The organism is Methylobacterium sp. AC832, from assembly GCF_979256025.1.
In genome coordinates this window covers 69,372-82,238 of sequence record NZ_CEEDMV010000010.1, presented here as the reverse complement: position 1 = coordinate 82,238, position 12,867 = coordinate 69,372, and the positions used below count along the sequence as shown (strand labels likewise).

The window sequence follows — 12,867 nt, the reverse complement described above, 5'->3', positions numbered from 1 at the left end:
TTCCTCGGTTCAGGCTGGGCGCGTCGCCGTCAGCACCACCAGGGCGATGCGATCGGCCTCGGCATAGGCCGGGTCCTCGAGTTCCTCTCCGTAAGCATCCGGATCGAACTCGCGATACTGCGTGCGCAACCCATGTCGTTCACAGGTCGCCAACGCGGCGTCGCGGAAGGGATCGGCGCCATCGACGATGACGGAGCCGGTGAACAGAACGAGGCTGCCCCCCGGTGCCAGACGTTCGGCCGCCGCCTCGACCACTGCCTGTGACAGCCCTTCGCCGAAGGCGCCCCCACCATGGCGGTAGGTGCGGCCGCTCCGGTCGATCATGAAGGGCGGGTTGGAGACGATGAGGTCGAAATCGCCCTCGACGTCGTCGAGGAGGTTGCTCCGTCTCGGCTCGATGCCGGCGACCCCGGCGGCCCGGGCATTGATCCGCCCGGCCTGCAGGGCGGCCGGATTGATGTCGACGAGGAGTACTTCGGCGCCCGCGGCGCGCTTGGCGATGGCGATCCCGGCCGCTCCCGATCCCGAGCCGATATCGACGGCCCGGTGAACCGGTTTCTCGCGTTGGGCGAGATGAGCGATGACGGCAGAGACGAAGCGCATCGTATCGGGGCCGAAGAAGACCGCGTCCGTCGAATCGGGCGGATAGGCCGAGTGCAGGAAGAGTTCGTCATCGAGGCTCGAGAGGCGGATCGTGGCGCGCCGGAACTCACCCTCGCTGTCGACGACGCCCGCCCGTTGCAGGGCGGCGAGAACGTCCGACGGCACGGCGTCGTCCGAGAACGGGCGGCTCCAGCCGAGGACGTCGCGCAGGTGGCGGGCGCGCGCCGCGTCCGGGCGTGCATTGACGCGGGCATGGCTCGCCGGCGTCACGGTCGTGAACCTGTAGCCCGTGTCCCGCACCGTGCGGATGAGATCGACGAGGGCGTCCTCCGTTTCAGGTCCCACACTCTGCACTCCGGTCATCTCCCGTGGTCTGTTTGCCGGGTTCGGCCCATCTTTTCGCGTCGGAGCCGGATCGTGCATCCGCCCGTGTCGGGTTCCTCGTTCGCTGGCCGTCGGGCTCGTCGCGCGGCTGGACGCGCTGGCCCCCTCTTGGGCGGCGTAGATCTCGGTTCACCAGCGGGCGGCGTCCGAAAGGAAAGGCGATCCGTGTTCGGCCAATGTTGCGTCGATGGGGCTTGATCCAGGCTGGATATACGCGACCACAACCGGGCTTGACTGTGGTTGTTCCTAGTTATGGCGGCGTTGCATTGGTAACCTCGGTTAAAACTAACTTCGATCAAGCATTATGCAGATGTTAATCAAGGCGCCTTGCCTGATACTGGATTGGTTCGGGCGAGGCCGATGCCCCGAAGAGCGCCATCCCGGACGTATCGCGCGCCGCCGCTTCACTCACCGATGACGAGCCCGATGGGCCGATGAGGCATGATCGATGGACGCGCGGACCGGCCGACAGCTTCACGGAGAAGAGCGGCGTTTCCGGGAATTGACCCTCCGAGGCCTGGTGCTCGGAGCGGCCATCACAATCGTGTTCATGGCCGCCAACGTCTATATGGGCCTGAAGACCGGCATGACGTTCTCGTCATCGATTCCCGCCGCGATGCTGTCGATGGGCCTGCTGCGGTTGTTCGGCGAGACCTCGATTCTCGAGAACAACATCGTGCAGACGCAGGCCTCGGCCGCCGGCACGCTCTGCAACGTCATCCTGGTCCTGCCCGGCCTCGTGCTGATCGGCCATTGGCAGGGATTTCCGTTCTGGCAGACTGGAGGGGTCTGCCTCGTCGGCGGCTTGCTCGGCGTCGCCTTTTCGATCCCGCTGCGGCGGGCGCTCGTGGCCGAGGCCGGGCTGCCGTTTCCCGAAGGCGTGGCCGCCGCCGAAGTGCTGAAGGCCGGTGCCGGAACCGAGGACGGAGACGGCAGCCGGCACGGTCTGCGCGATCTGCTCCGCGCCGGAGGGGCGGCGGCCCTGATCGCAGTCGCGACGAGCGGCTTGCGCGTTCTCGGCGAGGGCCTCCACACGACCCTGCAGGCCGGTGGGGCCGTGTTCCGGCTCGGGAGCGGCTTTTCCCTGGCCCTCGTCGGCGTCGGCTATCTCGTCGGTATCGGTGCCTGCCTCGCGTTGCTGACCGGCGTGATCATCGCCTGGGGTGTGGCGGTCCCGGTCCTGACGACCCTCGGGCAGGGGGAGGGGATGGACCCGGGCGCTGCCGCCGAGGCGGTGTGGTCGGACCGCGTCCGTCTGATCGGAGCCGGCATCATCGCGGTCGGCGGCGCCTGGACCGTGGCGACGCTGGCGCGGCCGATCCTGGCGAGCATCCGCGCCGCCCTGACATCGGCTCGCGGCAGCCATGGGGGCCTGCGCGACCTGCCGCGCCAGGAGCGGGACATTCCGATCACCTGGGTCGGCGGAGCGGCCGTGACCCTCATGCTGCCGATGGCGCTCCTGCTCGGCCAGTTTTCGGCCGGGGCCGAACTCGGCGCGCTCTATCCCGTGCTGATCGTGGTGGCGACCGTGTTTGCCGCGGGGTTCGGCTTCCTGATGGCGGCGGCGTGCGGCTATCTCGCGGGCCTCCTCGGCTCGTCGTCGAGCCCGATCTCGGGGATCGGCATTCTCACCACCATGCTGGTGGCTCTCTTGCTGCCGCTCCTCATCGGACGGAGCGCGGGACCCGAAGGCGACCGTTTCGTCATCGGCCTGGCACTTCTGGTCGCCTCGGTCATCGTCACCATGGCGTCGATCGCCAACGACAACCTGCAGGATCTGAAGACCGGCCAACTCGTGGACGCCACGCCCTGGCGGCAGGAGGCGGTGCTGGTCGCGGGCGTCGGCGTCGGCTCGCTCGTGATCGGTCCCCTGCTGGCGCTCCTCTACAACGCTTACGGGTTCGTCGGCGCCCTGCCGCGAGACGGCATGGATGCCAGCATGGCCCTGCCGGCGCCTCAGGCGGCGCTGATGACGCAGATCGCCAGCGGCATCGTTCACGGCGAGCTGCCCTGGAACATGGTGCTGACGGGTATGGGGCTGGGCGCCGCCCTCGTCGCCGTGGAGGCGCGGCTGCGCCGAAGCGGGCGCGTGTTCCCGGCCCTCACGGTGGGCATCGGCATCTATCTTCCGCTGAACGTGGTGGTGACGATCGCGATCGGAGGCGTGATCGCGTGGCTGAGCGAGCGGTCGTTCCGGAAGCGCTTCGAGGGGGAGGGGGCCGAGCCCGCCTATGAGGCCGTGCGTCGCCGTGGAATCCTGCTCGCATCGGGCTTTCTCGTGGGCGAGAGTTTCGTCGGCGTCCTGCTCGCCGCCGCCGATACTGTCACCGGACGCAGCGCCTCCCTGACGATCGCCGGTCCCGAGTTGTCCACCGTCACCGAAGCGGCGGGCCTCGCCGTGTTTCTGATCGCGATCGGGATCTTCTACCGGGTCGTATCCCGCTCTCCGCGCTGACCGGCGCGCTCTCGTCATCGGGATCCCGTGCCGCACCGGGCCCCTTTTCGAAACCTCGCCGCCGGACTTGCGGATCGACCATTATCCAGGGCGGTCCGGCGCAGTTTTACTTGTGTGTCATGTTTTCCACTTCACCGTGCGATCAAGGCTATCATTTCAATCGCATTGTAATTCAATATGCATTCTGGCGGCTTGCTTTTGTGCCATGATAGAATTGAAAAATATGGAAAAGTTTTTTCCGGCAAAAATCAGTATTATGGGATGGGCACTGATTATATGAGGCGAAAATAAGACGTTCGTTAATAAATGATTGTGTGCGATGACTGAAAAACCGCGCTCTGTCCGGTTTTATACCAACGGTTCCTGCCCAGGGAATTATAGCTCTTGAAAGATTGTCATTCTCGCCGAAGTCAATCTATAGCCGTTGATGGATTGGCAGGAGTACCTACCACATGAGCGATGATGCCCAAGAATTTCAGGCCGATTATATCGAACTCACGGCCGACCTCGTATCCGCCTACGTCTCCAACAACTCGATACCTGCAAGCGCGCTGCCTGATCTGCTAAACAACGTTCACGCCGCGATCAGTGGTCTGGCTTCCAGAGGATCTGAGGCAACCGAGACCGACAAGATCGAAAAGGCGACACCGGCGCAGATCAAGAAATCGATTTCCCCGGACGCTCTGATCAGCTTCGAAGACGGTAAGCCCTACAAGACGCTGCGCCGCCATCTGACCCTGCGTGGTCTCAGCCCCGAAGCCTACCGCGCGAAATACGGCCTGCCGCCGGATTACCCGATGACCTCCGCGAGCTACTCGGCGCAACGCTCGGAACTCGCCCGGTCGCTCGGCCTCGGGCAGCCGCGCCGGGCCCCTGCGCCCGAACCGGAGGAGACGGTCGTTCAGGACGAGGCTCCGGCCCCCGAGAAGCCGAAGCGGGCGGGCCGTCCGCGCAAGGCCGCTACCGCCTGAGGGACACGTTCGGCCTGAGCCGAGGCCCGGTCGAAGCCGATCCGCACGCGACAGGCCCGAGCCGGTTGCGCGATCGGCTTCGAGTGACGCCGATCCGAAGGTGAGCGCGCTCACCTTCGGCAGGCCTTGCGCACGGGGAAGATCAAAGGCCCAGGAAAATCAAAGGCCCGGGAAGATCAAAGGCCCGGGAAGATCAGAGGCGCGGAATGCCTGTTCGGGATCATGGGGACACCTTGATCGGTGCCGGCCTCGCCTTCACTGCGGGGTTCGTGGACGCCGCCGCCTTCATCGCCCTCACCGGCCTCTTCACGGCGCATGTGACCGGCAATTTCGTGCTCATCGGTGCGGAGCTTGTTTCCACATCGAGCGGCGTCATCGCCAAGCTGCTGGCGTTGCCGGTCTTCATCCTGGCCGTCGCCCTGACGCGACTGGTCACCCTGGTCCTGGAGCGGAGAGGGGTGGCGCCGCTTCGGCCTTTGCTGGCCCTCGAGGCTGCCGTTCTCATCGCCTTCGCGGTTGCGGGCATCGCGCTGTCGCCCCTCGGATCGCCGGACGGCATCGCGGCGATCACCGTGGGTATGCTGGGCGTCGCCGCCATGGGCATTCAGAACGGGATCGGCCGTCTCGTCATCGGTCATCTGGCGGCGACGACCGTGATGACCGTGAATGTCACGCAGGCCGTGATCGACCTGACCGATCGCTTTTGCGGCGCGCGCGCCACGGCTCAGACCAATACCCGCCTGAAGCGGACGCTCTCGGCCGTGCTGGCTTTCGCCGTTGGGGCGTTGGCCGGGGCTTTCGGCGTGGCGGCCCTGTCCTTCTGGTCGATCTTCGTGCCGGCCCTCATCCTGACCGGGTTGATGATGATCTCCGCGCTAGGCCCGAACGCGTGAAAAGGCGCGGCGGCTGTATGGTCAGGGGCGAGGTCGACGGTCGTCTTATCCTGAAGCAGCCCCGCCGCCCCGATCTGCTCACGGGGTCGGCGGGGTGCATCGTGTCGTGTCCACACGACGGGAGCCGATACGCAACTTGGCTCGACATCAGGATGCACCGCTTCGGTTAGCAGAAGGCAAACTCCCCGTCGGGCGACTGGCCCGGATCGGGAATGCGGGGTCGTCCCGTCTCGAACCCCCTCGGGTCCGGCCTTCGCGACTTTTCGCAATCCCGAATCCTCGCGGAAACAATCCAGGCGACGGCGCAAGCATGCCTGCCCGTGGAAACCGTCTGTCCGCCACCATGCATCCCCGCGGCGTCTGAAGAGTTTGATGGAGGCACGACCGCGTGAATCGAGGGCGCTCGACGAGTCACATCTCGTGAGATCACACTGGGATCGCAGGGAAAGCCTTGGCTGTTTGAGGCCGCGGCCCCGCTGGGAAGAAAGCCGGACATGACGGCAGATCGATCGATGCCTCCGGGGGTGCCCATGGAGCAGGGAGGCGGAGCCGCGGAGCAGCTGGCCTACCGGCTTCGCCAGCAGGAACTTACCGCCGAGTTCGGGTTGTTCGCGCTCAGGACGCGATTCATCGACACGCTCCTGCAGGAGGCGACGCGTGTCTGCGCGCAGGGGCTCCAGAGCCGGTATTGCAAGATCATGGAATACTTGCCCGCCGAGCATCAGTTCGTGGTGCAGGCGGGGATCGGCTGGAAACCCGGAATCGTCGGTATCGCAAGGACGGGGGCCGATGCGGCGAGCCCATCCGGTTACGCCTTTCAGACCGGGCAACCGGTCATCTCGAACCATCTCGGGGGCGAAAGCCGCTTCCGCACGCCCAAAGTGCTCGAAGACCATGGGATCCAGCGGGCGATCAACGTCATCATCCGTGGCGAGGGCGAGCCGTTCGGTGTCCTCGAAGTCGACAGTCCGACGGAGGGGCGCTTCACCGAGGCCGATATCGCGTTCCTCCAGGGGTTCGCCAACCTGCTGGGCGGCGCGATCGACCGGCACCGCAAGGAAGAGGAGCTGCAACAGACGGAAGCCCGTCTACGGCAGGCCTTGGCGCATCAGGAGGTTCTCACGCGGGAAATCAGCCACCGGGTGAAGAACAGCCTTTCGATCGTGGCGAGCCTGCTGAACATGCAGGGCGACATGGCGACCGATCCCGTCTTGCGCGCCGCTCTGGGAGACGCGCGGAGACGGGTCCTCACCATCGCGACGGTGCACGACCGGCTATGGCGCACGGACGAGGTCCAGGTCCTCGATCTGGCCGAGTTCCTGGCGGAGCTCTGCGAACATCTGGGCGCATCGGTGGGGCCGAACCACAGACTGACCTGCGAGGTCGCGTCGGTCATGGTGGCGACGAACCATGCCGTGCCGTTGGGGCTCATCGTCAACGAGCTCGTCACGAACGCCTTCAAATATGCCTATCCCGACGGGGCCGGCGAAGTGCGGGTCTCGGTGACGCGGGAGGAGCCGGGACGGCTCCGGCTCGAAGTCTGCGACAGCGGCGTCGGCCTGCCAGCGGGCTTCGACCCGTCGCGGTCGAAGAGCCTCGGCATGACGGTGATCACCGGGCTCGGTCGCCAACTCGGCGGTCAACCGGAATGGCAGGATCTGCAGCCCGGCACACGGGTCGTGCTCGCATTTCCGTACCGGGAGGCCAGCGTACGAGAGGGGGCCGAGGACCCGGACACCCTCTCTTCCTGAAGCCTCACAATCCTCAGAGATCAGGCATGAGGAGCCAAGATCTTTTGGTCGGCAAGGTCTCTTGGTCGATATGTCCCGATCTCGCATCTCGTCATGCTGCCGATCGTCGGGTGACGGTCCGGCACGCCATGCTCTGGCTGGGTCGCTGCGTGACGTCCAGCAACGCGGACGATCCTTCTTCCGGGGTCGCTACGGTCATCAGACTTTTCTATCCTACCCGAGGCATCTCAGGCGGACCCGTGACACCCGAATGCGCAGGTCGTACCCGCAGCTAGGGGAAGGTCATCGATCGTAGCGCCGGATCCCGTGGCCAAGCCGCTATCCCCCCAGCGTGCGCGCCAGATCCCCGACCCGTTTCAGGTCGGCCACGAAGGCCGCGTAAGCGTCTTCCTTGGCTTCGTCGGGGAGGCGCAGGAGGTAGGAGGGGTGCACCGTGATGAAGCCCTCATAGGGCTTGCCGAAAGAAGCGGGGCCGCGGGCGCGGGTGATGGGGATCGCCTTGCCCGTCAGGGCCAGGACGGCGGTGGCGCCGAGGGCCACGACGAGTTTGGGGGCCACGAAATCCAGCTCCCGGTCGAGCCACCAGCGGTAATGGCTCACCTCGCCGGCGGTGGGCTTCTGGTGGATGCGGCGCTTGCCGCGCTCCTCGAACTTGAAATGCTTGACCGCATTGGTGAGGTAGGCCGCGTTCCGCTGGATGCCCGCATCCGCCATGGCGCGGGACAGGAGCTGCCCGGCCGGTCCCACGAAGGGGCGGCCCTGCCGATCCTCCTGGTCGCCCGGCTGCTCGCCGACGAAGGCGATGGCGGCATGGGCAGGGCCTTCGCCGAGGACGGCCTGGGTCGCGCCCGGTACCAGGGGCTCCGAGCGCCGGATGATGGCGTTGAGCTCCTCCAGGGAGGTGGGATCCTGGTCGGACATGGCGGCGACGGCCTTGGCGGGGTTACGCTTCGTCGGCATCTGCGGCTCCCGTTCGATCATGGCTTCCGTGCGGGCTGAGGCGGCGCGGACGAGGCCGGGAATCGCTGCTGTTTCCGGCATGTTGCGCCAATACTTCTTCGGCATCTCCGCCCGCATGGCGGCAAGGTTGGTGCGGGCGGGGTTGAACGTGCTCTCATAATAATCGCGCCAGCCGGCCTCGAACCCGTCGGCCTCGGGCGCATCCTCGCGTCGCCCCGGCGGGCCGAAGGTCAGGGTCTCCCCGTCCCAATGGGCGGAGCCGTCCGGCGTGAGGATCGTCCAGTGCAACGACCGGAAACGCGAGACGAAGAACGTGGTTGCCGCCTCCAGGATGTGATGGTCCGGCTCGAACCAGGCGACGAAGCGCTCGACGCCGTCGGCCTCAGTCCGCCGGAACCGCAGGAAGGCGTGCATCTTGTGCAGGTCGCGGGCGATGGCCTTGCGCATCCGGTCGAGCCGATGGACCAGCGGGTCGCTTCCCACTTCCAGCAGGCCACGCTCGCCGTGAGTGATGCGCCAGATCAGAGTGTAGAGCAGGGCGTAGCGCTCGGGGTCGCGGTGCGGGACGACCATGCGGATCAGGTCGGCCACCGCGCGCGGCAGGCTTAGTGGCGCATCGGAGCCGGATTCTGGCTGGGAGACCTGTCCGAACAGGCCGGGGGCCTGCCCGATGGACCAGATGACTCTATCGGGCGGGACCGATGCGGCGGCGAGCCGGCGCGCTGCGGCGCGGAACCCGTCGAGATCGGCACCCTCGTGGAGGATGACCGTTTGGAGTGATCCGCCCGACCCTCCCCCCTCTGCGGGGGAGGGTGGCCCTCGCGTGAGCGAGGGTCGGGAGAGGGGAGCGTCATCTCCAGAGAGGTCGCCCCCTCTCCCGCCTGCTCCGCAGGCACCCTCCCCCGCAGAGGGGGGAGGGTGGTGCTCACCATCGCGGTCCATCAGAACAGGCTCAGCTGCCGCGCTGGCTCGACGAGCTTGGCGCGCAGGTCCAGCCGGTCGGTACCGCCGGGGCCCGGGTGATAATCGGCGGCGATCAGGAACGGGCGGGCCCGTTTCAGGCCGGAGGTGAGACGGGCGACGTCGTCCAGGCGCAGCCGTGTGTGGCGGCGCGCCTTCACGATCTTGTCGACGGCACGCGCACCGAGGCCCGGCACCCGCAGCAGCATCTCGCGGTCGGCGGCGTTCACGTCCACGGGGAAACGCCCCCGGTGCTTCAGGGCCCAGGCCAGTTTCGGATCGATGTCGAGGGAGAACATGCCGTCCTCGGCGGCATCCGCCACGTCGTCGGCGGAGAAATCGTAATACCGGATCAGCCAATCGGCCTGGTAAAGCCGGTGCTCGCGCTGGAGCGGCGGGGATTTCAGCGGCAGTATGGCGGAGCCGTCGGGGATCGGGCTGAAGGCCGAGTAGTAGACGCGCTTCAGGTTGAACGAACCGTAGAGAAGGGCGCTCTTGCGGATCAGCGCCTCGTCGGTGGTGGTGTCCGCGCCGACGATGACCTGCGTCGACTGGCCGGCGGGCGAGAACCGGCGCTTCTCGGCCTTCGCCTCGGTGATCCGCGCGCCGATCTGCTTCATCGCGTTCTGGATGACCGGGCCGTTCTTCTCCGGCGCCAGCCGGTGCAGGCTGGCATCGGTGGGGAGTTCGAGGTTGATCGAGAGCCGGTCGGCATAGAGCCCCGCCTCTTCCACCAGCCAGGGGCTCGCCTCGGGGATCGATTTCAGGTGGATGTAACCGCGAAAGCCATGGTCGCGCCGAAGGCTCTTGGCCACCCGCGTCAGCAGTTCCATCGTATGGTCGGGCGACTTGATGATGCCCGAGGAGAGGAACAACCCTTCGATGTAGTTGCGCTTGTAGAACTCCACCGTGAGGGTCACGACCTCTTCGACGGTGAACTTGGCGCGAGCGACGTTGGAGGAGCGCCGGTTCACGCAATACGCGCAATCGAACAGGCAGTAATTGGTCAGCAGGATCTTCAGGAGCGAGATGCAGCGCCCGTCCGGCGTGTAGGCGTGGCAGATGCCGGCGCCCGTGGTCGAGCCGAGTTCGCCCTTGCCCGCCACCCGTTTGGGTGCCCCCGATGAGGAGCAGGAGGCGTCGTATTTCGCGGCATCGGCCAGGATGCGCAGCTTCTTGGCGAGGGTCTCGTCCATGACAAGGACATGCGCGTCGTTCGTGTTTCGTTCAAGTTTTTGTCGGGCCGGGTCGGAAATGCCGCAGGGTGCTGTCCCCTCTCCCCGCCGGGCGGGGAGAGGGCCGCATGGACCTTGTCGTCCATGCGGCGAGCGCAGGCGAAAGCCGAAGCGGGGGTGAGGGGGTGAATCCGGATGAGGCTTGTACGGCTCGGCCCCCTCACCTTCGGCTGCCGCCTCGCTTCATGCCCCGACGAGGGGGCATGAAGCCCTCTCCCCGCACGCGGGGAGAGGCGGAAGCACCGCTCGGCTGACGGAGATACCTCCATCACCGGTAGAGCCCGTCCTCCGCATTCACCTCCTCGTCGACGATCGTCTTCGCCAATCCGTACGAGAACCCGGCCCGCGCCATCGAGGCGAGATCCTTGTCGCGGTGGGCGGCACGGAGGTCGGGGCGGCGGAACGGGCCGAGGCGGCGGCGCTTGGCATAGGCGCGGGCCGCCACCTCTTCCGCATTGGTGCCTTCCTCCTCGCCCCGGTCGCGCTCGGTCTCCAGGGTTTCGGCGATCAGCGTCCGGTCGACCCCCTTGGCGGCGAGCTTGGCCGCGAGGCCGCGGGCGGAGGTCCCGCGCCGGCGCAGGGTCGCGGCCCGCGCGGCGGTGAACCGGGCATCGTCCACGAGGCCGGAGGAACGGGCGCGCTCCACGATGGCGGCGACGGTCTCGGCGAAGGTGGAGGGGTCTTCGTCCCGGAGCCGGCACCTCTTGGCGACCCTGCGCTCCAAGGTCTGGCGCAGCATCGCCACGGAGGCGCTGTAGCGTTCCAGGTATTGCAGAGCGACGCGCTCCAGATACGCGGCCGTGACCGGCGGCGTAGCTTTTGCCTCGCGGGGCGTGGGTTTTGCCTCGCGGGTATTAGGTTTTGCCCCGCGGGGCGTGGGTTTTGCCTCACGAGAGGGCCCAGGCCGTCCCGCTGCAACGTTTCGAGCGTTCATCGGTTCATCACGCTTCGGACAGGTTTCAGGATCATGTCGCGCATCGTCTCGACCGTGAACCGGTTTCCTGTCTTACCCCGAGAGGACGCATGCATGTCATGCCGGCATTCCTCCTGAAGCGCGAGTGGCTCCTGGTCGCGCTCGGCCTCGGCTTCGCCGTCCTGGCGGCCGCCGTGGTCTACCTGTCGCGCCCGACCGTTCTCACGGTGGCGGTCGGTCCTCGCGACGGGGCCGAGGCGCAATTGCTCGAAATCTACGCCCAGGCCTTGAGCCGGGCACGGGAGGACGTGCGCCTCAACGTGCGGGCCTATGACGACGTGCGCGACAGCGCCGCGGCGCTCCAGGCGGGTCGCGCCGACCTCGCCGTGGTCCGGCCCGACGTGTTCCTGCCCGATAACGGCCTGACCTTGGCCCTCCTGCACGAGGAGACGCTGCTCATCGCCACGCCGGAAGCGAGCGAGATCGAGAGCTTCCCCGATCTTGCGAAGAAGCGCCTCGGCATCGTCGAGCGCCACGCCGCCGACCGGCCCTTCGTCACCAATCTCCTCGCCTTCTACGATTTCACGGCCGTGCCGGCGCCCGAACCCGGTCAGACGCTCGCCACCAGCCATATCGCCCTCGTGCCGCTCAAGCCCGGCGAGGTCACGGCCGCCCTGCAGGCCGGCACCGTGGACGCCGTCGCCGTCATCGCGGCCCCGACCTCGAAGGCCGCGATTTCCACGGTGCGGGCGGTGGAGATGGCCTCCCACGAGAAGAAGATCACCATCGTCTCCGTGCCCGATGGCGACGCGATCGTGCAGCGGATGCCGGAACTGCAATCGGCGACGATCCCAGCGGGTACGTTCGGCGGCCGGCCCAAGCGCCCCGATGAGGACGTGAAGACGGTGGGCGCCTCCTACCGGCTGATGGCGCGGGGCGCGGTGAGCCGCTACTCGGTGGCGTCCGTGACCCAGCACCTGTTCGAATGGCGCTCGAAACTCGCGCCCAACGCCCCCATCGCCAACCTGATGAAGGCCCCGGATTTCGAGACGTCGGTGGCCGCCACTAGCGCCCGCCTGCCCAACCATCCGGGCGCGGTCGACTATTTCGAGCGTGAGCAGCAGACCCTGTTCGAACGCTACGAGGATTACGTCTACCTCCTCGCCTTCTTCGGCGGCACGATCGGCTCCGGCATCGCCTGGCTCGGCCAGCGCCTCGCCCGCCAGCGCCGCGAGCGGGTGGACGTGGTTCTCGACCGGCTGCTCGACATCCTCAGGGACATCCGCTCGGCCACCACGAGGGAGCAGCTCGACGGCCTCGTTCGCGAGACCGACGATCTCGTCACCGACGTCGTTCAGCATGCCCGCGAGCGCAATGTCGACACCCGCGCGATGAACGCCCTGATCCTGGCCATCGACGCCGTGCATGGCGCCATCGCGGATGCCCGCCGTTCCCTCGTCACCGGCGCCGAGCCCGAGCGCCGACCCCTGCGGACGCGGTCCGCGCGTCTCCTCAGGCTGGATCGGCCGGCGGCAGAATAGCGGCGGTGACCATGTGGTTGGTCCGCTGCCGGCGGAACACGGGGAACGAGCGCTAGCGGCTGCCGTTCGTGAGCAATCTTCGTTTTAATCCATCCAATGCGTAGAATTCATCTCATTCTTTCGTGGGAGTAAACTGCCACGCTTAACAAGAGATAAGATCAGGGATCGCCGGATATTATTTTCGAATTCTGAAACCTTCGT

At 66.8% G+C, this 12,867-nt stretch carries 9 protein-coding genes; 5 read left to right on the top strand and 4 right to left on the bottom strand.

The genetic code is table 11. From position 1 onward, the window contains the following. Window positions 1-9: 9 nt before the first annotated feature. A complete protein-coding gene (locus AC0IXR_RS23060) occupies window positions 10-966 on the bottom strand; it encodes a methyltransferase (protein WP_471762309.1) in 957 nt (318 codons plus the stop codon). Window positions 967-1,435: 469 nt separating this feature from the next. On the opposite strand from AC0IXR_RS23060, the gene AC0IXR_RS23055 reads away from it, so the two are divergent. From AC0IXR_RS23055 to AC0IXR_RS23040, 4 genes are all read left to right on the top strand, one after another. Continuing rightward, window positions 1,436-3,442 (top strand): OPT family oligopeptide transporter, encoded by a 2,007-nt coding sequence (locus tag AC0IXR_RS23055; protein WP_471762308.1) that lies wholly within the window; start codon window positions 1,436-1,438, stop codon window positions 3,440-3,442. 452 nt (window positions 3,443-3,894) lie between these two features. After that, complete coding sequence (locus tag AC0IXR_RS23050) at window positions 3,895-4,413, top strand: Ros/MucR family transcriptional regulator (protein ID WP_471762307.1); 519 nt, start codon at window positions 3,895-3,897, stop codon at window positions 4,411-4,413. A gap of 206 nt (window positions 4,414-4,619) precedes the next feature. Continuing rightward, window positions 4,620-5,306 carry a YoaK family protein gene (locus AC0IXR_RS23045; protein WP_471762306.1) on the top strand — a complete coding sequence of 229 codons (687 nt, stop codon included), beginning with the start codon at window positions 4,620-4,622 and terminating at the stop codon, window positions 5,304-5,306. A gap of 494 nt (window positions 5,307-5,800) precedes the next feature. Then, the gene (locus AC0IXR_RS23040; RefSeq protein ID WP_471762305.1) at window positions 5,801-7,057 is read left to right on the top strand and encodes a sensor histidine kinase; all 1,257 of its coding nucleotides are present in this window, start codon (window positions 5,801-5,803) and stop codon (window positions 7,055-7,057) included. A 318-nt stretch (window positions 7,058-7,375) separates the two neighbouring features. On the opposite strand, the gene AC0IXR_RS23035 is transcribed toward AC0IXR_RS23040, so the two are convergent. From AC0IXR_RS23035 to AC0IXR_RS23025, 3 genes are all read right to left on the bottom strand, one after another. Continuing rightward, window positions 7,376-8,959, bottom strand: a complete 1,584-nt coding sequence (locus AC0IXR_RS23035; RefSeq protein WP_471762304.1) for a UdgX family uracil-DNA binding protein — start codon at window positions 8,957-8,959, stop codon at window positions 7,376-7,378. Beyond that, on the bottom strand, window positions 8,959-10,173 hold the full coding sequence (locus AC0IXR_RS23030) for a putative DNA modification/repair radical SAM protein (protein ID WP_056422010.1): 1,215 nt from the start codon (window positions 10,171-10,173) through the stop codon (window positions 8,959-8,961). Before AC0IXR_RS23030 ends, AC0IXR_RS23035 begins: the two co-directional genes overlap by 1 nt. A gap of 307 nt (window positions 10,174-10,480) precedes the next feature. Further along, a complete protein-coding gene (locus tag AC0IXR_RS23025) occupies window positions 10,481-11,146 on the bottom strand; it encodes a RecX family transcriptional regulator (RefSeq protein WP_471762303.1) in 666 nt (221 codons plus the stop codon). A gap of 89 nt (window positions 11,147-11,235) precedes the next feature. Between AC0IXR_RS23025 and AC0IXR_RS23020 the strand changes: the two genes are divergently transcribed. Next, window positions 11,236-12,666, top strand: a complete 1,431-nt coding sequence (locus AC0IXR_RS23020; RefSeq protein ID WP_471762302.1) for a TAXI family TRAP transporter solute-binding subunit — start codon at window positions 11,236-11,238, stop codon at window positions 12,664-12,666. Window positions 12,667-12,867: the final 201 nt, after the last annotated feature.